The sequence below is a fragment of the Leifsonia tongyongensis genome (assembly GCF_010686705.1).
Classification (GTDB): Bacteria; Actinomycetota; Actinomycetes; order Actinomycetales; family Microbacteriaceae; genus Diaminobutyricibacter; species Diaminobutyricibacter tongyongensis.
This window is the reverse complement of the sequence record NZ_JAAGWY010000003.1, coordinates 290,209-313,632: the sequence shown is the minus strand read 5'-3', so window position 1 is coordinate 313,632 and position 23,424 is coordinate 290,209. Positions and strand designations below refer to the sequence as shown.

23 protein-coding genes are annotated in these 23,424 nt (G+C 68.9%); 12 read left to right on the top strand and 11 right to left on the bottom strand.

Annotation, left to right across the window (positions count from 1 at the left end; all coding sequences use genetic code 11):
* The first annotated feature begins 12 nt into the window (after positions 1-12).
* Together G3T36_RS14895 and G3T36_RS14890 are read left to right on the top strand one after the other, a co-directional pair.
* Complete coding sequence (locus G3T36_RS14895) at positions 13-1,308, top strand: O-acetylhomoserine aminocarboxypropyltransferase/cysteine synthase family protein (protein WP_163290596.1); 1,296 nt, start codon at positions 13-15, stop codon at positions 1,306-1,308.
* Positions 1,305-1,871 (top strand): CoA-binding protein, encoded by a 567-nt coding sequence (locus G3T36_RS14890; RefSeq protein WP_163290595.1) that lies wholly within the window; start codon positions 1,305-1,307, stop codon positions 1,869-1,871. The genes G3T36_RS14895 and G3T36_RS14890 overlap by 4 nt, the downstream gene beginning before the upstream one ends.
* 29 nt (positions 1,872-1,900) lie before the next feature.
* Here G3T36_RS14890 and G3T36_RS14885 read toward each other — a convergent pair whose 3' ends face one another.
* Positions 1,901-2,494, bottom strand: a complete 594-nt coding sequence (locus G3T36_RS14885) for a class I SAM-dependent methyltransferase (protein WP_163290594.1) — start codon at positions 2,492-2,494, stop codon at positions 1,901-1,903.
* A 125-nt stretch (positions 2,495-2,619) separates the two neighbouring features.
* On the opposite strand from G3T36_RS14885, the gene G3T36_RS14880 reads away from it, so the two are divergent.
* Positions 2,620-5,928 carry a BTAD domain-containing putative transcriptional regulator gene (locus G3T36_RS14880; RefSeq protein WP_163290593.1) on the top strand — a complete coding sequence of 1,103 codons (3,309 nt, stop codon included), beginning with the start codon at positions 2,620-2,622 and terminating at the stop codon, positions 5,926-5,928.
* Here the strand turns inward: G3T36_RS14880 and G3T36_RS14875 are convergent.
* The 4 genes from G3T36_RS14875 to G3T36_RS14860 form a co-directional block, all read right to left on the bottom strand.
* Positions 5,910-6,740 (bottom strand): ABC transporter permease, encoded by an 831-nt coding sequence (locus G3T36_RS14875; protein WP_163290592.1) that lies wholly within the window; start codon positions 6,738-6,740, stop codon positions 5,910-5,912. The genes G3T36_RS14880 and G3T36_RS14875 overlap by 19 nt on opposite strands.
* Complete coding sequence (locus G3T36_RS14870) at positions 6,737-7,741, bottom strand: ATP-binding cassette domain-containing protein (RefSeq protein ID WP_163290591.1); 1,005 nt, start codon at positions 7,739-7,741, stop codon at positions 6,737-6,739. The genes G3T36_RS14875 and G3T36_RS14870 overlap by 4 nt, the downstream gene beginning before the upstream one ends.
* 123 nt (positions 7,742-7,864) lie before the next feature.
* Positions 7,865-8,338, bottom strand: coding sequence for a Clp protease N-terminal domain-containing protein (locus G3T36_RS14865; RefSeq protein WP_163290590.1), 474 nt, complete (start codon positions 8,336-8,338; stop codon positions 7,865-7,867).
* Positions 8,331-8,567: a helix-turn-helix domain-containing protein gene (locus tag G3T36_RS14860; protein WP_163290589.1), complete on the bottom strand. Its 237-nt coding sequence runs from the start codon at positions 8,565-8,567 to the stop codon at positions 8,331-8,333. The genes G3T36_RS14865 and G3T36_RS14860 overlap by 8 nt, the downstream gene beginning before the upstream one ends.
* A 128-nt stretch (positions 8,568-8,695) precedes the next feature.
* Here G3T36_RS14860 and G3T36_RS14855 point away from each other — a divergent pair, with 128 nt between their 5' ends.
* The gene (locus tag G3T36_RS14855) at positions 8,696-10,081 is read left to right on the top strand and encodes an L-serine ammonia-lyase (RefSeq protein ID WP_163290588.1); all 1,386 of its coding nucleotides are present in this window, start codon (positions 8,696-8,698) and stop codon (positions 10,079-10,081) included.
* A gap of 70 nt (positions 10,082-10,151) precedes the next feature.
* Positions 10,152-11,078: a rhodanese-like domain-containing protein gene (locus G3T36_RS20180; RefSeq protein WP_163290587.1), complete on the top strand. Its 927-nt coding sequence runs from the start codon at positions 10,152-10,154 to the stop codon at positions 11,076-11,078.
* 66 nt (positions 11,079-11,144) lie between these two features.
* Here G3T36_RS20180 and G3T36_RS14845 read toward each other — a convergent pair whose 3' ends face one another.
* The gene (locus G3T36_RS14845; RefSeq protein WP_163290586.1) at positions 11,145-12,170 is read right to left on the bottom strand and encodes an NADP-dependent oxidoreductase; all 1,026 of its coding nucleotides are present in this window, start codon (positions 12,168-12,170) and stop codon (positions 11,145-11,147) included.
* 120 nt (positions 12,171-12,290) lie between these two features.
* Between G3T36_RS14845 and G3T36_RS14840 the strand changes: the two genes are divergently transcribed.
* The 3 genes from G3T36_RS14840 to G3T36_RS14830 all read left to right on the top strand — a co-directional run bounded on the left by G3T36_RS14840 (position 12,291) and on the right by G3T36_RS14830 (position 14,183).
* Positions 12,291-12,776 carry a glutathione peroxidase gene (locus G3T36_RS14840; RefSeq protein ID WP_163290585.1) on the top strand — a complete coding sequence of 162 codons (486 nt, stop codon included), beginning with the start codon at positions 12,291-12,293 and terminating at the stop codon, positions 12,774-12,776.
* A 25-nt stretch (positions 12,777-12,801) separates the two neighbouring features.
* On the top strand, positions 12,802-13,179 hold the full coding sequence (locus tag G3T36_RS14835; RefSeq protein WP_163290584.1) for a TraR/DksA family transcriptional regulator: 378 nt from the start codon (positions 12,802-12,804) through the stop codon (positions 13,177-13,179).
* A 137-nt stretch (positions 13,180-13,316) separates the two neighbouring features.
* Positions 13,317-14,183 (top strand): DUF2510 domain-containing protein, encoded by an 867-nt coding sequence (locus G3T36_RS14830; RefSeq protein WP_205245069.1) that lies wholly within the window; start codon positions 13,317-13,319, stop codon positions 14,181-14,183.
* Between the two features lie 8 nt (positions 14,184-14,191).
* Here G3T36_RS14830 and G3T36_RS14825 read toward each other — a convergent pair whose 3' ends face one another.
* Both G3T36_RS14825 and G3T36_RS14820 read right to left on the bottom strand, forming a co-directional pair.
* A complete protein-coding gene (locus G3T36_RS14825) occupies positions 14,192-17,104 on the bottom strand; it encodes a helix-turn-helix transcriptional regulator (protein ID WP_240148556.1) in 2,913 nt (970 codons plus the stop codon).
* 74 nt (positions 17,105-17,178) lie between these two features.
* Positions 17,179-17,496, bottom strand: coding sequence for a hypothetical protein (locus tag G3T36_RS14820; protein ID WP_163290583.1), 318 nt, complete (start codon positions 17,494-17,496; stop codon positions 17,179-17,181).
* 158 nt (positions 17,497-17,654) lie between these two features.
* Here G3T36_RS14820 and G3T36_RS14815 point away from each other — a divergent pair, with 158 nt between their 5' ends.
* A complete protein-coding gene (locus G3T36_RS14815) occupies positions 17,655-18,233 on the top strand; it encodes an NADPH-dependent FMN reductase (protein ID WP_163290732.1) in 579 nt (192 codons plus the stop codon).
* A gap of 39 nt (positions 18,234-18,272) precedes the next feature.
* Here the strand turns inward: G3T36_RS14815 and G3T36_RS14810 are convergent, their stop codons facing one another.
* Both G3T36_RS14810 and G3T36_RS14805 read right to left on the bottom strand, forming a co-directional pair.
* Complete coding sequence (locus tag G3T36_RS14810) at positions 18,273-19,304, bottom strand: aldo/keto reductase (RefSeq protein ID WP_163290582.1); 1,032 nt, start codon at positions 19,302-19,304, stop codon at positions 18,273-18,275.
* Between the two features lie 49 nt (positions 19,305-19,353).
* Complete coding sequence (locus G3T36_RS14805; protein WP_163290581.1) at positions 19,354-19,911, bottom strand: DUF4287 domain-containing protein; 558 nt, start codon at positions 19,909-19,911, stop codon at positions 19,354-19,356.
* A gap of 93 nt (positions 19,912-20,004) precedes the next feature.
* On the opposite strand from G3T36_RS14805, the gene G3T36_RS14800 reads away from it, so the two are divergent.
* A complete protein-coding gene (locus tag G3T36_RS14800) occupies positions 20,005-20,520 on the top strand; it encodes a metallophosphoesterase family protein (RefSeq protein WP_193571237.1) in 516 nt (171 codons plus the stop codon).
* Positions 20,521-20,538: 18 nt separating this feature from the next.
* Here G3T36_RS14800 and G3T36_RS14795 read toward each other — a convergent pair whose 3' ends face one another.
* Complete coding sequence (locus G3T36_RS14795; RefSeq protein ID WP_240148554.1) at positions 20,539-22,071, bottom strand: DUF7059 domain-containing protein; 1,533 nt, start codon at positions 22,069-22,071, stop codon at positions 20,539-20,541.
* A 115-nt stretch (positions 22,072-22,186) separates the two neighbouring features.
* On the opposite strand from G3T36_RS14795, the gene G3T36_RS14790 reads away from it, so the two are divergent.
* Positions 22,187-22,462 carry an acylphosphatase gene (locus G3T36_RS14790; protein WP_163290579.1) on the top strand — a complete coding sequence of 92 codons (276 nt, stop codon included), beginning with the start codon at positions 22,187-22,189 and terminating at the stop codon, positions 22,460-22,462.
* Between the two features lie 4 nt (positions 22,463-22,466).
* Positions 22,467-23,360 (top strand): aminodeoxychorismate lyase, encoded by an 894-nt coding sequence (locus G3T36_RS14785; RefSeq protein ID WP_163290578.1) that lies wholly within the window; start codon positions 22,467-22,469, stop codon positions 23,358-23,360.
* Positions 23,361-23,424 lie beyond the last annotated feature (64 nt).

Below are 23,424 nucleotides of genomic sequence, written 5' to 3'. Positions count from 1 at the left end.
TAGCGTGAACGCATGGCAGATCGCGAATACGGCTTCCGCACGCGTGCGATTCACGCGGGCAACATCCCCGACCCCGTGACGGGCGCACGCGCACTTCCGATCTACCAGACCAGCGCGTTCGTCTTCGACGACACGGCGGATGCCGCGGCTCGCTTCGCCCTGCAGAAGTACGGCAACATCTACTCGCGCCTCGCCAACCCCACGGTGGCCTCGTTCGAAGAGCGCATCGCGAGCCTCGAGGGCGGCCTGGGAGCTGTCGCGACCGCAAGTGGCCTCAGCGCGCAGTACATCACCTTCGCCTCGCTCGCCGGCGCCGGGGACCACATCGTCGCATCCGCGAACCTGTACGGCGGGTCGATCACCCAGCTCGACGTCACCCTGCGCCGGTTCGGTGTCGAGACGACGTTCGTCCAGAGCGCCGACCCGGCCGACTACGCCGCCGCCATCACCGACCGCACCAAGCTCGTCTTCGCCGAGACGGTGGCCAACCCGTCGGGCGAGATCGCCGACATCGAAGGGCTCGCCGCGGTCGCGCACGCCGCAGGCATCCCCCTCATCATCGACTCGACGATCGCCACTCCCTACCTGAACCGCCCGTTCGAGTGGGGCGCCGACATCGTCATCCATTCGGCCACCAAGTTCCTCGGCGGTCATGGCACGACGCTCGGAGGGGTCGTCGTCGAGAGCGGCCGTTTCGACTGGCACAGCGAGAAGTTCCCGCTCTTCGGGCAGCCGGTGCCGTCGTACGGCGGACTCCAGTGGTCGGGCAACTTCGGCGAGTACGCGTTCCTCACCCGGCTCCGGGCCGAACAGCTGCGCGACATCGGTCCGACGCTGGCGCCCCACTCGGCGTTCCTGCTCGCGCAGGGAGTGGAGACGCTCCCCTACCGCATCCAGGCGCATGTCGACAACGCGCGAGCCGTCGCCGAGTGGCTCGACGCCGACCCGCGGATCGAGTCCGTGCTCTGGGCGGGCCTCCCCGCGCATCCGCATCACGAACGTGCGCTGAAATACCTGCCCAAGGGCCCGGGCAGCGTGTTCAGCTTCGAGGTCAAGGGCGGCCGCGCGGCCGGCCAGAGGTTCATCGAGTCGGTGAACCTCGCGAGCCACCTCGCCAACATCGGCGACGCCAAGACTCTGGTCATCCACCCGGCTTCGACCACTCACGCCCAGCTCACGGAGCAGCAACTCGTCGACGCGGGGGTCCTCCCGGGCGTCGTGAGGATTAGCGTAGGTATCGAAGACGTTGATGACATCATCTACGACCTCGACCAGGCGCTCGAGCTGGCCGTGAAGGAGAACTCATGACAGACGTTGCCGAAGTGCAGCTCGCGAACGGCCTCAGCTGCGAGCTCCCCGCCGACTCCCCGCTCGCCAAACTGCTCAAGTCACAGCGCACCTGGGTCGGCCCCGACGCCAAGGAGCGGCTGAAGATCCTTCGTGCGGCGAAATCGGTCGCGATCGTGGGAGCCTCGCCGAACCCGGCTCGCTCCAGCTATTTCGTGGGAACGTACCTGCAGCAGTCCAGCGACTACCGGGTCTACTTCGTGAACCCGAATGCCGACGAGATCCTTGGGCAGAAGGCCTACCCCGACCTGGCGTCGCTCCCCGAAGTGCCCGACATCGTCGACGTCTTCCGCAAGGGCAGCGACATCCCCGCCGTCATCGACGAGGTCGTCGCGATCGGCGCCCCGACGATCTGGGTCCAGCTCGGCATCTGGAACCAGGACGCCGCCGAGTACGGCGAATCGAAAGGCCTGACGGTCGTGATGGACCGCTGCATCAAGATCGAGCACGCGCGCTTCCACGGGGGGCTGCACCTGCTCGGCTTCGACACGGGGCAGATCACCTCGCGCAAGACCATCCGCTGAAGCGAACCGCAGCCTCGGCGCCCGCTCCCTCAGGCGGGGTTGCGAGCGACGACGTGGAACACGTGCCAGTGCTTCGGGCCTTCGAACGAGAGCCCGTCGCGGTTGTCCTCGACGACCTGGACGATGTCGAGATCGGCGAGCATCCGCTGCACGCCGGCGCTGTCGTGGAAATTCATCCCGGGTCGCCCGAACCAGTCGTCGTCCGGGCCGAAGAACTCGCCGGCGAAGACGCCGCCGGGCTGGAGGGATTCGCGGATGTCCGCCCAGAGGTACGGAAAATGCGAGGCGTCGCAGAACGGCAGGGCGAACCCGGCATAGACGAAGTCGGCCTCGGGCAGCCCGGTCAGGGTTTCGAACGAACGCTGCCAGATCTCGACGGGCGCGCCGTCGGCGGCGTCGCCGATCGTCGACCGGACGCGATCTTCGACGGCGTCGTCTGAGTCGATGGCGAGCACACGCCAGCCGCGTTCGAGAAGCTCGCGGGTCTCCACGCCGTCGCCGCAGCCCAGGTCGATCGCCCGGCCCGGCGGGAGATCGTCGCGTGCCTCGAGTCCCGCGACGAATGTCGCGCGGACCCCCCGTCCCGCCTGCGCCGTGTAGAACTCCGACCAATCGTTCGCCATGTGCGCCTCCCGGAGTGCGCTGCGCATTCGCTGCAGCACCGTCTCTCGCTGAGCCTATCGCCGCTCTCCGCCGCACGCCCCGGACGATGCCGGTTCGTCGCGCCCGCGCTCGCTAAACTCGGCGAGTGGACTCCTCGACCCGGCCGCGGCCTCGCGTCGCCGTCCTCGGCCCCGTCCTGGTCGAGGATCGCTCGGGTGTACTCGCCGAGCCCTCGGGCACCCTCGGCAAGAGCCTCATCGTCTCGCTCGTCCTCGCGCGCGGATCCGTCAGCGTCCCGTCGCTGGTCGACGACCTCTGGGATGACGCACCGCCCCGGCAGGAGCGCGCAGCGCTCCAGACGCTCGTCTCGCGCGTCCGCACGGCCAGTGCTGACGGCATCCTCGAATCCACTGCCAGTGGGTATGCGCTCGCGGTACCTCCGGAGCACACCGACCTGGGCCTGGCACGCGCCCTCCTCGAGCGCGCACGCGCGGCCGAGGTCGCGGGCGACCCTGCCCGCGCCGCCAACGACGCGTCCGCGGCCCTCGCACTCTGGCGGGGCGACCCCGGCGCAGAACTCGGTTCGACCCCGCTCGCATCCGAACTCGAACGGGTCGCCGGTTCCCTCCGGTCCGAGCTGCTGCTGATCCGCGCACGGTCGCACCGGGCAGAGGGCGACACCTCCGCGGCCCTCGCCGATCTCGATCCGCTCCTGGCCGCCTCACCGCTCGACGAGGGTCTGCAGCGCGAACTCCTCTTGACGCTCGACGCGGCGGGGCGCCGCAACGACGCCATCCGTGCGTTCGACGACTTCCGTTCCCGCCTGCGCGACGCCCTCGGCACGCGGCCGGGGCCGGAGCTCGTCGCACTCAATGCTGCGCTCCTCGTCGAGGAGGTTCCGACGGCGCCCGTCGCCGGCGCCCGCACCCGCATCGGGCTGCGCACCGCTCCGAACACCCTGATCGGCCGCGAGTACGACCTCGATGCGGTCGAGGACCTCGTCGCGACCGGGCGGCTCACGACCATCCTCGGGGCCGGGGGCCTCGGCAAGACCCGACTCGCCCAGGAGATCGGCAATCGCGCCGTGCTCACCCCTGCGGTCATCGTGCTCGAACTGGCGAGCGTGCGCAGCGGCGACGACCTGGGACTGGCGCTGGCCTCCACGCTGGGCATCCGTGAGGCCCGGTCGACCCGCGTGCAGTCGATCGACCCCATCGCGCGGATCGACCTGCGGTCGCGCATCCTGAGCCTGCTCGCCGAACGGGAGACCCTGCTCATCGTCGACAACTGCGAGCACATCGTGGATGCGGCGGCGGCCTGGGTCGCGGACATCCTCGATTCGACGACCATGGTGCGCATCCTCGCGACCAGCCGTGCCCCGCTTGCGATCGGCGCCGAGCGTGTCTACCAGCTCGATTCGCTCAAGAGTGGCCTGTCACCAACCGACATCGTGCCGTCGACGCCGGTTTCTACCGATCTGTCATCGCTCGGTCCTGCGGTCGCCCTGTTCGTGGAACGTGCGCGGGCGGCACGCCCAGCCGTCGTGCTCCCCCTCGACGTCGTGGTGCGGCTCTGCGATCGGCTGGATGGACTGCCGCTGGCCATCGAGCTGGCGGCCGCGCGCATCCGCTCGATGTCGGTCGAAGAGGTCGAACGCCGCCTCGGCAACCGGTTCGCGCTGCTGACCAGCGGCGAGCGCACGGCCCCCGAGCGTCACCGCACGCTTCTCGCCGTCATCGACTGGAGCTGGAACCTGCTCACCGACCCGCAGCGGGCCCTGTTGCGCCGGCTGTCCCGTTTTCCCGACGGGTTCAGCGCGGAGGCTGCCGAGGTGGTGGCCGGCTCACAGGACGACATCCTCGACGACCTCGACGCCCTCGTCAACCAGTCCCTCGTCTCGGTCGCCGAGGACGCTACGACGGGCATCCTGCGCTACCGGATGCTCGAGACGGTACGCGAATTCGGCGACCTCGTCCTCATCCGGGCCGGTGAGACCGACCTGGTCCGCGAGGGGATGTACCGGTGGGCACGGGCGTTCAGCAGTGCGTCGCTCGGTCACCTGAACGGCGCCGAGCAGGTGCATACCTTCCAGCTCGTCACGTCGGAGCAGGACAACCTCGTCTCGGTGCTCCGCTCCGCGATGGACGAGGACAGGCCGGACGTCGTCGCCGTGGTGTTCGCGACCCTCGCCTACTACTGGACGCTCCGGAGCGCGCATTCGGAGGTCATCGCGTTCGGGCCGACTGTGCTCGAAGCGCTTCGCGGCTACGAGCCGGAGCCGGCCGAGCGGCTGGAGACGGCCGCCACGTATGCGGTGATCGGGGCGACTTTCCTCTACTTCGACTCGAGCGTCGCCGGCCGCGCGCTCGCGCGACTCAAGCGCATCAAGCGCGGCACTGTGCTGCCGGACGGGCGCCTCGAGGCGCTCACCAACCTCATCCTCGCCGCGGGCAGACCGGCAGAAGGATTCGGACTGCTCGCGGAGTACACCGCATCCCCCGACCCGGCGACGGCGTCGATGGCGACGTTGATCTCCGCCCAGTTCCACGAGAACGCGGGCGAGCTGGACGTAGCGCTCGCTGAGGCGCAGCGCTCATACGAGCTCGCCGTGCGACTCGACGACACCTGGGGGCAGGCCTCGGCCGCGCAGGGGCTCACCCAGCTGCACAGCCAGCTCGCCCATCGGGCCGAGGCACTCGAGTGGGCGGTCCGGGCCGAGGCGGGCCTCTCCTCCCTCCAGGCCGACGGCGACCTGCGGCAGCTCGAATGGCTGATCGCGATGAACGCCGTCGCGACCGGGGACCTCGACCGGGGCCGGCCCATCCTGGAACGTTTCGCGACCGACGATGCCGATGCCCTCGGCTTCGACTTCCTCGACCTCCGCGCGATCGGGCGGAGCGGGCTGGCCGAGATCGACCTCGTGACCGGGCGCGTCGAGTCGGGCCTGGCCCAGTACCGGGAGGCGGTCGCGGTGTTCGCCACGACCGATCCGTCAGCGGTCCCAGGACCCGCCCCCTGGCTGAACATCGTGTCGGCAGCGTGCCTGCTCGCGCACATCCGCGCCCAGGTTTCCGATTACACCTTCATCGACGGGGTCGCGCGGGATCTCCGCACTCGCGTGCTCGTCCAGTACCGGATGCGGTCCGCCTACGTCGACAGACCCGTGCTCGGATCCGCAGTAGCAGGTCTCGCGGCGTGGACCCTCTGGGAGCGCGGCGACGCCGAACCGAGCGCCGAACGGGTCGAAGCGGGGCTGGAGCTCTTCGGCCTCTCCGCGCGCCTCAACGCCCGCCAGGACCTCCGGTCGCTCGAACGCCCCATCCTCGAACGCGAAGTGAGGGATGCGTGGGGTGACGAGGCGGTCGAGGCCGCCCTGTCATCCGCCGCATCCCTCACCCGTGACGAAGCCGTCGACCGCGTGATCGACCTGCTGCGCTACGCCTTGCGCATGTAGGCGCGCACCGTGAGCGGTGCGAACACCAGCACGATGACCGCAGCGCCGAGGATCGCCAGCCAGCCCTCGGCTCCGAAGGTCCCGTTGTTGGCCAGGTCGCGCACTGCGGTGACGAGGTGCGACACCGGGTTGATGTTGACGAAGGTCTGGAGCCAGCCCGGCAAAGTGTCGACCGGCACGTACGCGTTCGAGAGGAACGTCAGCGGGAACAGGATCAGGAACGAGATGCCCTGGACTGAGCTCGCTGTTCTGGCGATGACGCCGAAGAAGGCGAAGATCCAGCTGATCGCCCAGGACGAGACGATCACCAGCATCCCGGCCAACACGACGAAGCCGAACCCGGCCTTGGGGTGGTAGCCCATCAGGAATCCGACCGCGAACGTGATGGTGGTGGCGATCGCATAGCGGATCGTATCGGCGAGCAAAGCGCCTGCAAGTGGCGCTATTCGTGCGATCGGCAGTGACTTGAACCTGTCGAAAACACCTTTGTCCATGTCTTCGCGCAGCTGCACACCCGTGACCACGGACGTCGTGATCACGGTCTGTACCAGGATTCCCGGGATGAGCGCTGGCAGATAGTTCTCCACGCTGCCGGAGATCGCGCCACCGAACAGGTACGCGAACATCACGGTGAAGATGATCGGCTGGAGCGTCACATCGAAGAGCTGCTCGGGCGTGCGCTTGATCTTGAGCACGCCGCGGTAGGCCATCGTGAACGAGTTCGCGAACGACTGGCGGATGCTCACATGGTTGCGGAGATTCCGTTGCGACGGCGGGGTGATGGTCGGTGTGTTGAGGGTGACGGCGCTCATGCGCTGACCCTTTCTGCTTCGGCGGCGTCCTCGTCGGAGCCGGATTTCTCGTCGTCGACACCGTGACCGGTGAGTGTCAGGAACACCTCGTCGAGGGTCGGCTTCTGCACCGACAGCTCGGTGAGGTGGATGCCGGCCTCCCGGAAGGTGACCAGGAGTTCGGCGACGGTGTCGGGGTTGCGCATGGGGGCCGTGACCCGGGTGCCTTCCGGCGAGACGACCGACTCGACCCCGAGCACCGAGGTGATCGCGCGGCGCGCATCCTCCATGTCGGCCCGATCGGCGAGGCGCAGTTGCAGTGACGACTCGCCGACGGAGGCCTTCAGTTCGTCTGCGGTGCCTTCGGCGACCACGCGGCCGCGGTCGATGACCGCGATGCGGTCGGCGAGCTGGTCCGCCTCGTCGAGGTACTGGGTGGTCAGGAGAACCGTGGAGCCCGTGGCGACCAGGCGGCGGATGGTGTCCCACATCTGGGCGCGCGTGCGCGGGTCGAGCCCGGTCGTCGGCTCGTCGAGGAAGATGAGCGGCGGCTGCGCGATCAGGCTGGCCGCGAGGTCGAGGCGGCGGCGCATCCCGCCGGAGAATTTGCTCAGCGGGCGCTTCGCGGCATCGGTGAGACCGAACTCCTCGAGCAGCTCGGCGCTCTTGCGCTTCGCCTCCGACCGGCTGAGACCGAGGAGGCGCGAGAAGATGACGAGGTTCTCGGTCGCCGACAGGCGCTCGTCCACCGAGGCGAACTGCGCCGTCACGCCGATGAGCTGGCGAACGATCTGCTGCTCGCGGCGCACGTCGTGGCCGAAGATCGTGGCCGTCCCGCCATCGGGCTTGAGCAGGGTGGCGAGCATGCTGATGGTCGTCGTCTTGCCGGCCCCGTTCGGGCCGAGCACGCCGTAGACCGTCCCGGCACGGACACTGAGGTCGACGCCGTCGACCGCACGGTTGTCGCCGAAGACCTTGACGAGCCCGTGGGCTTCGACAGCCCAGTCGGAGCTGGTGGTCATGATGATCCTTCCTGTGGATTCGTGGTGCGATGTCCATGGTGGGGCAGCCCGCTTACACGCCGCTTACGCGGCGCTTACAGGCTCGTCTCACGCGTGAAAGTGGACCGGATGGGCGGCCGACCCTCAACCGGAGAGTGCGGCGACGAGTGCTGTGCGGTCGATCCCGGCGAGTTCGAGTGCCCGGGGAACTGTTCCGAGCTGGAGGTCGAGCAACGCGATCGCCAGATCTTTCTCCGCCATGCGCCGTCGCCGTTCGGGGCCCGTGCGCATCCGGGAGGCGGCGACCATGGCCTGGCGCGCCGACGCGCCCCAGCGCGGACGGGTGATTCGGGCGGCCGATACGAGTCGGTCCTCCGGCACGGGCGTCACGCCGGCCGCTTCGAGGCTTGCGACGCGCTCGGCACGGAGCGCCCGGATGATGCCTGCGTGATCGAGTCCGACCGCCGCGAACGTCGCAGCGGGCTCGCGGTCGCTGTCGTCGGCCAGCGCGAGCAGGAGGTGCTCCGCTTCGACGGCGCTGTCGCCGCGACGCTGCGCTTCGCTCACGGCGCGGAGGATGATCGGCCGGAGCGTGCGGGGGAAGTTCGACTCATCCATTTCGTCTCCTGAGGTCGATTCCTGCGTCGGCGATACGGCGCAGGTGCTTCTTGTGGACGGCCTGCCGGCTCACCCCGAGGGCTTCGGCGACCTGGCTCCAGCTCCAGCCCTCGCGGAGGGCGCGTTCGACTTCGGCGTCTTCGAGCCGATCGGCGAGTTCGCGGAGCGCGACGACCGAGGCCAGTCCGTCTGCGACTCCCCCGATGGGGTCCGGTGTGATGGGAGGCATATAAGCAACCTAGGTTGCTATCTCGGATTTGTCAACCCCGGTTGCTTATTTCTGGGGTCAGCGGAATCGTGCGTGCTTCTGCGCATCCGCGCACGAATCATGCGCGAATGGGAACGTAGACTGGAAATGTGACAGCGTACGTCTCGGCCTTCGACCTCTTCTCGATCGGTATCGGCCCCTCGAGTTCCCACACCGTCGGGCCGATGAGAGCGGCGCGCGCATTCGCGGGCGGACTCGTCGACGTCGGAGTCCTCGACCAGGTGAGCCATGTCACCTGCACCCTCTACGGGTCGCTCGGGGCGACCGGCATCGGCCACGGAACTCCGGATGCGATCCTCGCGGGCCTCGCCGACATCGCCCCGGAGAACTGCGACCCAGCCCAGGTCCGCGGCTCGTGGGCCGACCTCGGCGCAGACGCGACGCTCCTGCTGGCCGGCACCCACCGCATCCCGATCGCCAAAGACGATATCTCGTTCGAGCCGCGCACGCGCCTGCCCGGCCACCCCAACGCCCTCACGCTCAGCGCGTGGGGCCCCGGACCCGACGGGACGACCGACGTGCTCCCCCTCGTCGAAGAGACCTACTACTCGATCGGGGGCGGGTTCATCCGGCGCGACGGCGAAGAGGCCGAACTGGCGGCCCGGGCCGCGCATCCGCTGCCGTACCACACGTCCGAACAGCTCATCGGGATCTGCGACGATCTCGACATCCCCATCTGCGAGGTGGCGCGGCTCAACGAGTTCGCCCTGCACGGCGAGCAGCAGACCATCGAAAGGCTCGACCTGATCTGGTCGGCGATGGCCGAATGCGTGGCGAACGGTCTCGCCGGCGGCGGAACACTCCCGGGCGGACTGGGCGTGAGGCGCCGGGCGGCGGCACTGCGCGAGCACCTCGAGGTGGCAGACCGTGAGCCCCAGCGCGACACCTCCATCGAATGGCTGCACGCGTTCGCTCTCGCGGTCAACGAAGAGAACGCATCCGGCGGGCGCGTGGTGACAGCGCCCACGAACGGCGCCGCAGGAATCGTGCCGGCCGTCGCGCACTACTACATGCGCTTCGTTCCCGGAGCGTCGCAGGAGGGCATCCGGAAGTACCTGCTCACGGCCACCGCGATCGGCTCGCTGTTCAAGGCGAACGCATCGATCTCCGGAGCCGAAGGCGGCTGCCAGGCCGAAGTCGGATCGGCCTGCGCGATGGCCGCCGGGGCCCTGTGCGCAGTGCTGGGCGGCACCCCACGCCAGGTGGAGAACGCGGCCGAGATCGCGATGGAACACCACCTCGGACTCACCTGCGACCCGGTCGGCGGCCTGGTACAGATCCCCTGCATCGAACGCAACGCCATCGCCTCGTCGACCGCCGTCTCTGCGGCCAGGCTCGCCCTCCACGGCGACGGGATCCACCTGGTCTCGCTCGACACCGTGATCGAGACGATGCGCCAGACCGGGCTCGACATGTCCACGAAGTACAAGGAGACCAGCGAAGGCGGACTCGCCGTCAACGTCATCGAGTGCTGACGCGCTCCTCTCGTTACGACGTGTTGCGGGTGCGAGAGCGCGCCACGCCGGGACTGGCTACCGTGGACGCGTGACCAGCTCAACCGCATCCGCCTCCACCGACCCGACCAGCCCGATCGTCGGCGCCGCCCTCGACGGGCCGACCGTGTCGACGCAATGGCTCGCCGACCACCTGGGCTCCGACGGGCTCGTCATCCTCGACGCGACGGTGCTTCAGGTGCCGCACCCGCACGGCGGGCTGGCCTGGCTGAGCGGGCTCGACCAGTACCTCGTCGACGGCCACATCCCCGGCTCGGTTTTCGCCGACCTCCTGGAGACTTTCAGCGACCCGGCCGGCGCCTACGCGTTCAGCCGCCCGGACGACGAGCAGTTCGTCGCGGCGGCCGCATCCGTCGGGGTCGACAACGAGACCACCGTGATCGTCTACGACAGCGCCGTCGGAACCTGGGCAGCGCGGGTCTGGTGGCTCTTCCGTGCCTTCGGCTACGACCGGGTGGCGATCCTCGACGGTGGCCTGACCAAGTGGAAGGCCGAAGGCCGAGCGACCGAACTCGGCAACGTCGAGCCCCGCCGGGCGGCAGGTTTCACCGCCGACGAGCGCCCAGACCTGTGGGTCGACAAGGCGTACGTCGAATCCGTCGTGAACGGCGACGAGCGTGCGACACTCGTCTGCGCCGTGCCGCCGAAGGAATTCGCCGGCGAAGCGGGACAGCGGGGCCGGCTCGGCCACATCCCCGGCAGCGTGAACGCCCCGGCCGGCCGGCTCGTCTCGCGCGAGACGAACGCCCTCCTGCCCTTGGCGGACCTGCGCGCCACGTTCGCGGCTGTCCTGGCCTCGCCCGACCCGATCGTCAGCTACTGCGGGGGCGGCATCGCGGCGGCGGCGGATGCACTGGTGCTGGCGCTGCTCGGACGCACCGATGTCGCGATCTACGACGGCTCCCTCAACGAGTGGGCCGACGACGAGGATGCGCCGCTGGCGCGCGAAGCCGCCTGACACGCGAATCAGCCTGACACGCGAATCAGCCTGACACGCGAATCAGCCTGACACGCGGCGGTCCGCTCAGGCGGTACGCACCACCATCTTGCCGGTGTTCTCGCCGCGCATGAGCCCGAAGAAGGCCTCGAGGGCGTTCTCGATCCCGTCGACCACGGTCTCGTCGTAGACGATCTCGCCCGAAGCGACCTTCGGGGCGATCTCCGCGGCGAAGTCGGCGGCGTGCTGCTGGTAGTTGCCGATGGTGAACCCGCGCAGGGTGAGCCCTTTGCTCGTGATCATCGACAGGTTGCGCGGCCCCGGCTCCGCGGTCTCGGCGTTGTAGCCCGAGATCGCCCCGCACAGGGCGGCCCGTCCGCCGTCCTTGAACGCGAAGATGGCGGCCTCCAGGTGCTCGCCACCGACATTGTCGAAGTACACGTCGATGCCGTCGGGCGCGGCCGCCTGCAGTTGACGCGCGATGTGCCCGTTGCGGTAGTTGAAGGCCGCGTCGAAACCGTAACGCTCGGTCAGCAGGGCGACCTTCTCATCCGATCCGGCACTGCCGATCACGCGGGCGGCGCCCCGTAGCCGGGCGATCTGGCCTGCCGCCGACCCGACCGCGCCGGCCGCACCGGACACGAAGACCGTGTCACCCGGACGCATCTCGGCGATGACCAGCAGGCCGACCCAGGCCGTGAGACTCGTCATCCCGACGGCACTGAGGTAGGCCGACGACGAGATGCCCGGAATCTCGGCGACTTTGCGGAACTGGGCGCCGGGCCCCTGGGCGACATCACGCCAGCCCTGGAAGTGCTGGACGAGGTCGCCGACAGCGTGGGCCGCCGAGCGGGACTCGATGACCCGGCCGACCGCGCCGCCGACCATGGTCTGGCCGAGCGCGTAGGGCGGAGTGTATGACTTGACGTCGTTCATGCGGCCCCGCATGTACGGGTCGACGGAGACGAACTCGTTGCTCACCCGGACGTCGCCCTCGGAGAGGTCGGGAAGCTCGACCGTGACGAACCGGAAGTCCTCCTCGACCGGCCAGCCGACAGGCCGTCTGACGAGCTGCCATTGACGACTGGACGCATTCGAGGTGATGGAGTTCATAGTTCACAATCCTGCACCCCGTCGCCGGCCGGCGACGATTCTGTGAGTGAAACTGACACTTGGCTGGGTCATTCGCTTCCATGCATACGAATACTTGCAGTGGATGCATAAACTCAATTCATGAGTCTCACGGACATCCCCATCCAGACCATCGACGGGGACCCGACCTCGCTCGCCGAGTTCGACGGCAAAGTCATCCTGGTCGTCAATGTGGCCTCGCGCTGCGGGCTCTCGCCGCAGTACGAGAAGCTCGAGAACCTGCAGAAGACCTACGGCGACCGCGGCTTCACCGTGATCGGGTTCCCGAGCAACCAGTTCCTCCAGGAGCTGAGTTCGACCGAGGCGATCAAGGAGTACTGCTCGACGACCTGGGGTGTCACCTTTCCGATGATGGAGAAGGTGCGGGTGAACGGCCGTTCGCAGCACCCGCTCTACACCGAGCTCACCAAGACGCCGGATGCCGAAGGCAAGGCCGGCAAGGTCAAATGGAATTTCGAGAAGTTCGTGATCACACCGACCGGCGAGGTCCACCGCTTCCGCCCGCAGGTCGAGCCGGATGCGCCCGAGATCCTTCAGCTCATCGAGGCGTCGCTTCCCGTCGCCTGACGGCGGAGACGAAGCGAGCGGCGCTATGAGCGCGTCAGGGCTGTCCACACCGACACTCGCCCGCTTCAAGCGCGTCCTTCGAGAGCGCCGCGCGCTCGACGCCGAGGAGGCCAGCACGCTGGCTGCGTCGATGGGCGACGTGCTTTCTGCCCGAGCCGACGGTCAGGCGGATGACGAGCACGACCCGGAGGGCCCCACGCTCTCGTTCGAGTGGTCACGACTCGACGCTGTGCAACGTGAAGCCGCGGCCGATCTGCACGCCGTCGATGCTGCGCTCTCGCGCCTCGCGGACGGCACGTTCGGAGTGTGTGCGCGGTGCGGGCGACCGATCGGGATCGACCGACTGAACGCGCGACCGACGGCCGAACTGTGCATCGACTGCGCCCGCCTGATCAGCGGCTGACCCGTGCACTACCACCGGCGTGTCGCCACTTCTACGCCCTCGGTTTGGGGTAACCGGCCCTCACCAGTACTTCCTTAGACTCGACGTATGCCCTCCGGACCGACCGGAGCGAGCCACGAGCGTGAGGAGGTCAGGCTGTGAGCACATCGACGATGGAGGCGATTCCCGTCGCCGGCTGGTACGAAGACCCTCTGACGCCGTCCGCCGTGCGCTGGTGGAACGGTCAGGGCTGGACCGAGCACACACAGGCTCCGCCGTCGCCCGCCGGGGACTTCGCGTCGAGCTGGGCGACCTACTTCGACGGCCCGTCAGCTGCTCCCGCCGCCCCTGCGGTCGCCCCCGTTCCTGCGGTCGCCCCCGTTCCTGCTGCGCCCGTCCCTGCTGCGCCGGCGGCACCCGTGGTGACGGCGCCGACTCTTGCGCCGACGCTCTCGACCGAGCAGACGCCGGCTCTGGCGCTGACCGGGGACGATGACCTTCCCACCCGCGGCCGCCCGGCGCGCGCCGACCGCGTTGCGACTACCGCCGCGGAGAGCAGCTGGCTGCAACCGACCCACTGGAACACCCCCGGTGTCTGGATGATGGCGTTCACGCCGTGGATCTCCGTGGTGATCGCTGCGACGCTCGGTGTGCTCGCGGCTGTCGGCGCGGCCTGGTACGTCATGCTGGCTGCCATGCTGCTGATGCCGCTCCTGTGGATCGCCTTCGCGGTACGGGATCGCCGACGGCTCGCCGGGTTCGGGTACCACAAGCGTGCGTCGTGGGCATGGGTGATCCTCAGCCCGTTCGCCTACCTGATCGCCCGGGGTGTGCGCGTTCACCGGGTCTCGGGCCGCGGATGGGCGCCGCTGTGGGTTCTACTGGCGAACGTCGTCATCGTCGCGGGCGCAGGCCTCGGTGTCTCGCTGTTCGTCAAGGCCGACCTGCTTCCTCAGCAGCTCCACTCGTTCGAGACCACCATCGCAAACGACTACGCCGGCCCGGTGTCACTGCCCCGGCGGTGAGTGCACGTTCAGTGCATCGTGTGTGCCGCCCGATAGACGGCCTCGGTTCGTGAGGATGCCCCGACTTTCCGCAGGATGCTCGAGACGTGAACGCTCGCCGTCTTGGCGCTGATGTAGAGACGCTCGCCGATCTGCCGGTTGCTGAGCCCCTGTTCGATGAGCGCCAGCACCTGCTGCTCGCGCTCGGTGAGTCTGCTCGGGTCGAGATCGACCCGTGGATGCCTGGCCGCTTCCGCGCCGAGGTCGAGCCCTGCTTGCGCGGCGAAGTCGTCGATCCAGGACGTTATGAGCCCGAGGCCGAGCCGTTCGGCACCGCGGCGCGCCGCTCGTGCGACCATCTCCGCCTCTGCCCGCTCACCGTTCACGACGAGCGCCTGTGCGAGTCGGAAGCGCGTGTATGGACGCAGGTGGACCGGTGCGGTCTCGACGACGACCGCTTCGCTCGCCGCCTGCCATCCGCTCACGGAGGTGCCATCGTGATCGGTGCCGCCGAGTTCAGCGTCGAACACGGCCCGCCAGACCGGCGCGGTCGGCCAGTCGCCGACATCGGCCATGACTTTCCGCAGTCGTGTCTCTTCATCCGTGGTGTCGATTGACGAATCCGCTTTCGACAGCGCGACGAGGGTGCGCGATGCGATCGCGAGCAGCGGGAGGTCGTAGGCGGGCATCCGGCGCCGTTCGGGTGCGGTGATGGCGCCGGCATCGTTCCAGGCACGCTGCAGGTCGCCTTGGGCGAACGCGATCTCGGCGGCGACACGGGCGAAACCGAGGCGCGACTGCATTTCGAGTTCGCTTTGCGCGACCATGCCCGCACGCCACCCGCGCAGCAGCTCGTCGGCACGCGCGGGATCACCGCGCCAGAGCGTGAGCCAGAGTTTCATGCGCTGCAGGTGAACCCGGAATCCCGGCGGAGGATCGAGCGCGAGAGCCGGGTCGAGGAGCGCCTCCGCCGAATCGAGCCTGCCCGCCGCCAGCAGCGGTTCGACCGTGTTCGACGACAGCATCACACCCGACGTGCGTTCCATGCCGCGCTCGCGCGCCTGCTCGGCGCCGGTCTGGGCGATCGCGATCGCGTCGTCGTACCTGCCGAGAAGGTTCATCACGTCGGACGCATTGACGAAGTAGCGCAGGAGCGGACCTCCGTCGACTCCGGCGAGCATGCGCGCCTTCTCGAGGTCGGCGAGCCCTGCGTCGATCTCTCCGCGACCGACGCGAGCGACCCCGCGTACGGTTGCGGCGATCGACATGCGCTCGGTCACTCCCCCGGCGCTCGCCTCCTCGAAGGCGAGGGTGGCCGTCTCGACGGCTTCGTCGTCACGTGCCTCCAGCATGAGGCGGCCGGCGAGCTCGCCGAGCAGCTGTGCACGCAATGAGCTGTCCGCGCTGTCAGGCAGGAGTTCGAGCGCCTGCCGCAACAGCTGGGTGGAACCGGGACGGCTGAGGTTCGCCAGGTACTGTGCCTTGTCGCGCAGAAGTCGCGCATACCTGTCGCCCGGCTCGCGCGGGCTCTCGTCGATGGCCACGTTGATCATCGACAGCGCCCGGTCGCTCTCCCCGGCGTTCCGCAGCGCGGACGCAGTCTGCGCCAGCAAGTCGATCCTGCTGCGCCCTGCTATCTCTTCGGCGCCGGCGACACGGTCCCACAGCTCGATGGCGCGTTCGCCCATCGTGGCTGCCGCAACGTAAGCGTACGAGAGCCGCGCTTCTTCCATCGCCTCGAGGGTCGCGACGAACGCGCGGCCCACATCATGCGCGGCCATCCAGTGGTAGGAGATCTCGCTCGGGGAACGGGGACCTCCACGGCCGCTCTCGAGTGCTTCGGCGTAGCGGGTGTGGAATCGCGCGCGCTCCCCGGGAAGCAGGTCGGTGTGGATCGCCTCGCGCACGAGGGCGTGCCGGAACGAGTACTCATTTCCGTCGGTGGTGAGCACGTTGGCGGTCACCGCTTCGCGTGCAGCAGCGTCGAGCTCCTCCGGGGTGCCCGTGAACACCGCGGCGACGAGCTCGTGGTCGACACAGCTGCCACCGGCCGACATGAGCCGGAGGACGTGCTGGGTCGGTTCGCTGAGCCGCTCGTAGCGTGCGAGCAGCAACTCCCGGAGCGTCTCGGGCAGGTCGTCGCCCGTGCCGAGATGGTCGATGCCGATCAGCTCTTCGACGAAGAACGGAACACCTTCGCTCAGCTGGTACACCCGGTCGACCGTTGCGGCGTCGGCGGGGCATCCGAGGATCTGCTCGCACTGCGCCGCGACCTGGGCGCGATCGAGACGCGCGAGCTCCCAGCGGACGACACGTCGCGTGCGGTCGAGCTCGGGCAGGTAGGAGCGCAGCGGATGCCCGCGCAGAACTTCGTCGCTGCGGTAGCTGAGCATGATCAGGATGCGGCCGCCTGTGAGCATGCGGATTAGGAACCGCACGAGGTCGAGCGTCGCCATGTCTGCCCAGTGGATGTCTTCGATCACGATGACCAGCTGGCGCGCCCGCGAGACGTTCTCGAGCAGCACCGCGACGAGTTCGTAGAGCCGCTCGACCCCGGCGCGCTCGGCTATTGCCGGCGGACCGAGCCCCTCGATCGCGCCGAGCTCCGGAAGCAGCACCGTCAGCACGCTGCGACTCGTACCGGCCGCCTCGAGGAGGGCATCGATTCCGATGTCGTCGGCGAGCTGGCGGAGGATGGCGGTGAACGGGGCGTACGGCGCCCCGTCGGCCCCCAGGTCGACACTGCGGCCGGTCAGGACGAGAGCAGACCGCGACGCTTCGGCCCGGAATTCGTCGAGCAGGCGCGTCTTGCCTATGCCTGCCTCTCCCCCCACGACGACGGCCCGCGGATGACCCTCGGAGCTCTCCGCGAGCTGTTCGCGCAACGTCTCGAGATCGGCCTCACGCCCGATCATCGAAGGGCTCGCCGCCGGTGACTTCATGGCTTCATCGTGCCACGAGCCACCGACGTTCGAACCCGTTTTTTCGCTCGCCTTCGCCACGGGCGAAATCGCTTTCATCGCATCGCCGCGTGAAGCTCCCTGCGCGCCTCGGAATCGTCTCGCGAGGCGGGTCCACCGCTGACGGGGGCCCCGACGACGACCGGCGGTGCGGACCGCAGGATGGTCTCGACGGTCACCGTCTCGGGCACGACGGGCACCTCGGATCCGGCGACGACTTCGACCGTGCGCCGCGCCCTCCGGGCTGCCGCACGCTGCTCGTGTGCGAGTGCCTTCCGTTCCGCGATGACGCGGCGGAGTTCGAGCTCCCGCGCCCGCTCGGCTTCGGCGAACGCGTTGAGCCGGTGTGCTGCGTATTCTTCGGCGAACTGCATGATCTCTCCCCTGTGCTTGTTCTCCTTGTGCCTTCCATCGTGGTTTCTAAGGTGGGTGCCGGACATCGGGAGGATGCCCTATTTATCGCCCTGGTCGTCCTCTCGACACCGGGGCGGATGCGGAGAAAGCTGGGGACATGGCCACAATCATCGAGCACATGCCGCCGTACTACGTCGGATACTTCGTCGGAAGCCTCTCCGAACAGTCGATCAACCGGGCTCTCGCCCGGGCACTCATCCGACTCGCACCGCAGGAACTGGAGCTCAGCGAGATGGTCATCAAGGACCTCCCGCTCTACAACCGCGACCTCGACGGCCACTTCCCGAAGGTAGCGGTCGACTACAAGGCCGAGATCGCGAAACAGGATGCTCTCCTGTTCGTGACCCCCGAGTACAACCGGTCGATCCCAGGCGCGCTCAAGAACGCCATCGACTGGGCGAGCCGGCCGTACGGCGAGAACGTGATCGCTCGCAAGGCGACCGCCGTCATCGGTGCATCGCCGGGCGCGATCGGCACGGCCGTGGCCCAGCAGAGCCTGCGAAGCGTCCTCAGCTTCCTGAACGCGCCCCAGATGAACGCACCCGAGGCCTACATCACGGCTCGCCCTGGTCTCATCACGCCCGAGGGCGAGGTCACGAACCCGGCGACGGAAGACTTCCTGCGTGCGTACATGGTGTCGTTCTTCGAGTTCATCGAGCGCGTCCTCACGGTGGTGCCGGGGCCCGCCAGGCCGTGACGCCAGGCCGTGACGCCAATTTCCGTCAGCGCTGTCCCGTCAGCGCCCTCCGGTCAGCTTGCGGGTGCGCTGCTCGATCGCCGGTGCCCCGTACGGGTAGTCCTCGGTTCGCGGAGTGGACACCTCGTCGAGCATCCGCACCTCGTCGTCGCTGAGCGCGACGCTCCCGGCACCCAGATTGTCCGCGAGCTGGTCGACCGTGCGGGCGCCGAGGATGACCGAGGTGACGGCCGGTCGCGTGAGCAGCCACGCGAGCGCGACCTGCGCCGACGACACGCCGTGCGCCCCGGCGACCTGCGCGACCGCGTCGATGACGTCCCACGTGCGCGGATCGGCGTTGCGCGCATCCCACGCCTCCATGCCGCGCTTCGGGTTCTCGCCGAGCCGTGTCGCTCCGGTCGGCGCCTGATCGCGCACATACTTGCCGCTCAGCCATCCTCCGGCCAGCGGCGACCACGGAAGGAGCCCCAGGCCCGCGTCGAGCGCCGCAGGGACGACCTCGTGTTCGATGCCGCGCACCAGCAGGCTGTACTGCGGCTGCAGCGTGACAGGAGGCGCCCAGCCGTGCGACTGCGCGACAGAGGCGGCCTTCGTGAGCTGCCAGCCCAGATAGTTCGAGAAGCCGTAGTAGCCGATCGAGCCGCTGCTGACGGCATCGTCGAGGAACCGCAGGGTCTCGTCGATCGGTGTCACGGCGTCCCACGCGTGCATCTGGTAGAGGTCGATGTGGTCGACACCCAGTCGACGCAGGGAGCCCTCGAGCGCCTGGCGCAGGTGGGTTCGCGAGAGGCCGAGGTCGTTGGGTCCCGCGCCCATGGGGAAACGCCCTTTCGTCGCGATCACGACACGGTCGCGACTTCCGGGATGCGAGGCCAGCCAGCGCCCGATGATCGACTCGGATGCGCCCCTGCTGTAGACGTCGGCGGTGTCGACGAACGTCCCTCCTGCTTCGACGAAGGCGTCGAGGATCGCATGGGAATCCGTCTCGTCCGCCTCCGCCCCGAAGGTCATCGTCCCGAGGGCGAGCTCGGAGACGACGGTTCCGCTGGTGCCGAGTGTGCGATAGTCCATATTCCGACGCTAGACCAGGATGCCCCTGCCGCGCACGGCCGGTTCGTGGTCAGTCTGCTTCGTATGCGGCCTTGAGCCAGTCGAAGACCTCGTCGTCGAGTTCCGCCGGGTCGGTGATCCGCACCCGGTGGGTCACCATCGCGTTCCAGCTCCCGGCCGCCTCGAAGCGTCCGTCCGGGTCGACGCCCTTGCGCTTGATGCCGAGGTCGAGGCGTTCCCCCGTCGGCTGCACGATCGCGAACTTCTTGCCGCCCCGCGTGAGACTCACATAGCTGTCGGTCGGTGCGACCGCCACGTCGTCGCCCCAGCCTTCCGCGCGAGCGAGAACGCCGTCGAAGAGCGGTCGCCACCGTGCGCGGGAGCCCGCGAAGAGCGCATCCACCTTGTCGTTCTTCGTCACTGCCGGGCCGGACTGGTCCTTCAGCAGGCGCACGATCGCCATGGCGTGGCCCCGGCCCAGGCCGTAGTCGTCCGCAAGCCACGACACGACGTCGCCCGCTTTCGTCGACGGCTCATCGAAGCCTTTGTCGCGGGCGATCACGAGGAGCTCGTCGATGGACATGCCGGTCTTCGCGGTGATCGTGTCGAGATATGCCTGGAACGACATGCCTTCCTCCGTGTGTTGAGCAACTGGGTTCGCCGGGCGCATCCACTCTGGCACAACGCGCCCGCGAGCACGACCGGCGCATACGCTGGGTGCATGTCTCCTGAGCCGGCCGTGATCCGCCTGGTGGTGATGTCCGACACGCACATCCCCCGACGGGCGCGGGACCTGCCGGGCGCGCTGTGGCAGGCGGTGGATGCTGCGGACGCCGTCGTCCACGCCGGCGACTGGGTCGACGTCGCGACCCTGGATGCGCTCGAAGCGCGCTCCAGCAGGCTCATCGGTGTGTATGGCAACAACGACGGTGCCGACCTCCGGAGGCGCCTGCCGGAGGTGGCGGCCGTCGAGCTCGGCGGGGTTCGCTTCGCCGTCGTCCACGAGACCGGGCCGGCCACCGGACGCGAAGCCCGGATGGACCTCGCCTTCCCCGAGACCGACGTCCTCGTGTTCGGACACAGTCACATCCCCTGGGACACCGTGTCGGCGCGAGGGCTGCGGCTTCTGAACCCGGGTTCGCCGACGGACCGCCGGCGCCAGCCCCGCTGCACGTTCCTCACGGCGAACGTGCGGGAAGGCGGCCTGCACGACGTCGAACTCGTCTCGGTCCCCTGATCGGGCCCTTCGAAGGGGTCAGGCGACGGGCACGAGGAAGCCGTCGTCGATGAGTCCCCGGATCGCCGGCAGGAGCTCCTCTGTCAGCGCTGCCGCATCGACCTCGAGCAACTGGGCGATGGCCGCCACGATGGCGCCGACGCTCAGCTCGCCGTCGCAGGCGCCCACGAACGCGATCAACGCGGTGCCCGCCTGCACCGTGCGGCCGAAACCGCCGCCCTGGCGGAGCACCATGGCCGTCGGACCCTCGTCGCCCGGCCAGGAGTGGCGCTCCTCGGTCACATCCGGCGCCACGGTCAGCAACGCCGCTTCGAGCTCCGCATCACTGGTCCCCGCCTGCCAGTCGTGGGCGGCGAGAGCGGCTCCGAGATGGACGCCGAGACCGGCCTCGTGCCGGCCGAGCGACCCATGGAGCCGTTCCAGCCGGCGCAGACTCGGCGATCCGGTCTCCGGGCGCCGCAGCAGCACGTAGCCGAAACCGACCGCTGTCACGTCGCGCGCGGCGAAGTCGTCGATCCACGCGCCGAGGAGGTCGTCGAATTCGCGCGTCCCCGGCCTGGTGCCGCCGTCGCGGATCCAAGTCTCGGCGTATTCCGCAGCATCCTGGACGTCGCGCTCGACGACCCAGGCGTCGAGGCCCGCGGCGCGACCGCTGTCGAGCCAGCCGCGCACCCTGTCGAAGGCGTCCCCGTCGCCCCCGTACTCCCAGTTCGCGAGAAGCTGCGCGACCCCGCCCGGTGCGAGGTAGTCGCCGGCGCTCTCGATCACGGCTTCGACGAGGGCGTCGCCGACCATCCCGCCGTCCCGGTAGTCGTACGCGGGAACACCCTCGCTGCGCGGGGTGATGACGAACGGCGGATTCGACACGATGTGCTCGAAGCGTTCGCCCTCGACCGGGTCGAAAAGGCTCCCCAGGCGGAAATCGATGTTCCCGACGCCGTTCAGGCCGGCGTTGAAGGCCGCGAGTTCGAGCGCGCGCTGCGAGACGTCGGTGGCCACGACGCGGTCCGCGTGCCGGGAGGCGTGCAGCGCCTGGATCCCGCATCCGGTGCCGAGGTCGAGAGCCGAAGCGACCGGCGCCTGCAGCATCAGGCCGCTCAAGGTCATCGACGCGCCGCCCACCCCCAGCACATGGTCTTCGGGCAGAGCGCGGCCGAGCGCCAGTTCGCCCAGGTCGGATGCGATCCACCATTCGCCCGGACCGAGAGCGTCCACGAAACTGTACGGGCGGAGGTCGAGCAGGGGGAGGGCGTCACCGTCCTTCACGTCCACGAGTCCGAGGCCGATCGCCCCGGGGACGCCGAGGGCGGGCAGGGCGGCCGCGAGGCTCTCCACAGGCACGGCGTCGCCGAGCACGAACAAGCGGCCCAGGGTCGCGAGCGGTGCCGACGTCCCCGAACGGTGCGCTTCGAGCGCACGCAGGGCCGGGATGCGCTGGCCCCGATAGAGCGCGGCTGCCGCGACCTCGCCCCACAGCCCTCCCAGAGCGGCGACCGAGAAGTGCGCCGAGACCAGATCACGACGCAGGAGGTCGACGGACGATTCGGTCATCGCCCCATTCAACCGCATCCCCCGGCCCCTCCGGCCCCAGTCGAGTCGTCACCGACTCCCCCTTCGAAAGCAGAACGTCGTCGCTTCGTGACGAGTCGACGGCGACAATGGTTCGATGATCCGCAAACGCGTCGTCGTCACCGGTGTCGTGCAAGGCGTCGGCTTCCGCTGGAGCGCACGCGAGACCGCGCGGCGCATCGGCGTCGCGGGCTTCGCCTTCAATCGGGCGGACGGCGCCGTCGAACTGGAAGTCGAAGGGGAACCGGCGGCGATCGAACGGATGCTCACCTGGCTGGCCGACGGACCGCCCGGCTCGCGGGTCACGGCCATCGACGTATCCGACCTCGAACCGGTCGGCGATGACGCTTTTCGCATCATCGCGAGACAATAGCCACATGAACACTGCGACGCTGCTCCTGCTGACCCGTCCCGCGACCACCTCCGCACCGACCGGCGACGCCGGGTTCGTGGAGGCCGAAGCCGACGCACCGCACGTGAATGTCATGGACCTCGGAGTCACCCGCGGAGACGGCTTCTTCGAGACGATCAGTGTCGTGGACGGGCATCCGCAAGCCCTCGAGCCGCACCTGAAGCGGCTCGGCCACTCCGCCGAGCTCATGGACATGCCCGCACCGGACACCGATGTGTGGCGCCGGGCGGTTCTCGCGGGCATCGACGCGCACCAGCGCGAACACGGCGTGCAACGCGAGATCTTCGCCAAACTGATCATGACGCGGGGCGTCGAAGGAACCGGTATCGCCACCGGCTGGGTGTACCTGGACACCGGCGAGGACTTCACCGCCTCGCGCCTGGGGATCCGGGTCGTGAGCCTCGACCGCGGCTACCGGCACGACGTCGCCGAGACCTCACCGTGGCTGCTGCAAGGCGCGAAGACCCTCTCCTACGCGGCCAACCGGGCCGCCCTGCGCGAGGCAGCGCGCCGCGGCGCCGACGACGTCATCTTCGTGAGCTCCGACGGGTACGCACTCGAAGGGCCGACCTCCAATGTGATCATCCGCAACGGCGACCGCGTGCGAACCCCGCAGACCGACCAGGGCATCCTCGCCGGGACGACGCAGGCGGCCGTGTTCGAGTTCTTCGAGGCGCGGGGCATCGAGACCTCCTACGAGCACATCCCGGCCCGTGAGCTCGCCGAAGCCGACGCGCTCTGGCTGGTGTCCAGCGTCCGGCAGGCATCTCCCATCACGAACCTGGACGGCAAAGACTTCCACGTGGACGCGGCACTCGCAGCCGAGCTGAACACCTACCTGCTCTCGCGCACGCACTGACCGGCTGCTGCGCGCGAGGATCGCCGTGCGGGTCGCGGACTTGCCGTTCCGGCTCAGCCACGTA

Coding starts and splice junctions, on each gene's coding strand:
- G3T36_RS14860 (WP_163290589.1), bottom strand. CDS start 8,567: ATGCCTCCCATCACACCGGACCCCATCGGGGGAGTCGCAGACGGACTG.
- G3T36_RS14895 (WP_163290596.1), top strand. CDS start 13: ATGGCAGATCGCGAATACGGCTTCCGCACGCGTGCGATTCACGCGGGC.
- G3T36_RS14890 (WP_163290595.1), top strand. CDS start 1,305: ATGACAGACGTTGCCGAAGTGCAGCTCGCGAACGGCCTCAGCTGCGAG.
- G3T36_RS14795 (WP_240148554.1), bottom strand. CDS start 22,071: ATGACCGAATCGTCCGTCGACCTCCTGCGTCGTGATCTGGTCTCGGCG.
- G3T36_RS14815 (WP_163290732.1), top strand. CDS start 17,655: ATGCCGCCGTACTACGTCGGATACTTCGTCGGAAGCCTCTCCGAACAG.
- G3T36_RS14825 (WP_240148556.1), bottom strand. CDS start 17,104: ATGAAGTCACCGGCGGCGAGCCCTTCGATGATCGGGCGTGAGGCCGAT.
- G3T36_RS14790 (WP_163290579.1), top strand. CDS start 22,187: ATGATCCGCAAACGCGTCGTCGTCACCGGTGTCGTGCAAGGCGTCGGC.
- G3T36_RS14835 (WP_163290584.1), top strand. CDS start 12,802: ATGAGCGCGTCAGGGCTGTCCACACCGACACTCGCCCGCTTCAAGCGC.
- G3T36_RS14845 (WP_163290586.1), bottom strand. CDS start 12,170: ATGAACTCCATCACCTCGAATGCGTCCAGTCGTCAATGGCAGCTCGTC.
- G3T36_RS14810 (WP_163290582.1), bottom strand. CDS start 19,304: ATGGACTATCGCACACTCGGCACCAGCGGAACCGTCGTCTCCGAGCTC.
- G3T36_RS14865 (WP_163290590.1), bottom strand. CDS start 8,338: ATGGATGAGTCGAACTTCCCCCGCACGCTCCGGCCGATCATCCTCCGC.
- G3T36_RS14840 (WP_163290585.1), top strand. CDS start 12,291: ATGAGTCTCACGGACATCCCCATCCAGACCATCGACGGGGACCCGACC.
- G3T36_RS14875 (WP_163290592.1), bottom strand. CDS start 6,740: ATGAGCGCCGTCACCCTCAACACACCGACCATCACCCCGCCGTCGCAA.
- G3T36_RS14800 (WP_193571237.1), top strand. CDS start 20,005: ATGTCTCCTGAGCCGGCCGTGATCCGCCTGGTGGTGATGTCCGACACG.
- G3T36_RS14820 (WP_163290583.1), bottom strand. CDS start 17,496: ATGCAGTTCGCCGAAGAATACGCAGCACACCGGCTCAACGCGTTCGCC.
- G3T36_RS14785 (WP_163290578.1), top strand. CDS start 22,467: ATGAACACTGCGACGCTGCTCCTGCTGACCCGTCCCGCGACCACCTCC.
- G3T36_RS14870 (WP_163290591.1), bottom strand. CDS start 7,741: ATGACCACCAGCTCCGACTGGGCTGTCGAAGCCCACGGGCTCGTCAAG.
- G3T36_RS14885 (WP_163290594.1), bottom strand. CDS start 2,494: ATGGCGAACGATTGGTCGGAGTTCTACACGGCGCAGGCGGGACGGGGG.
- G3T36_RS14805 (WP_163290581.1), bottom strand. CDS start 19,911: ATGTCGTTCCAGGCATATCTCGACACGATCACCGCGAAGACCGGCATG.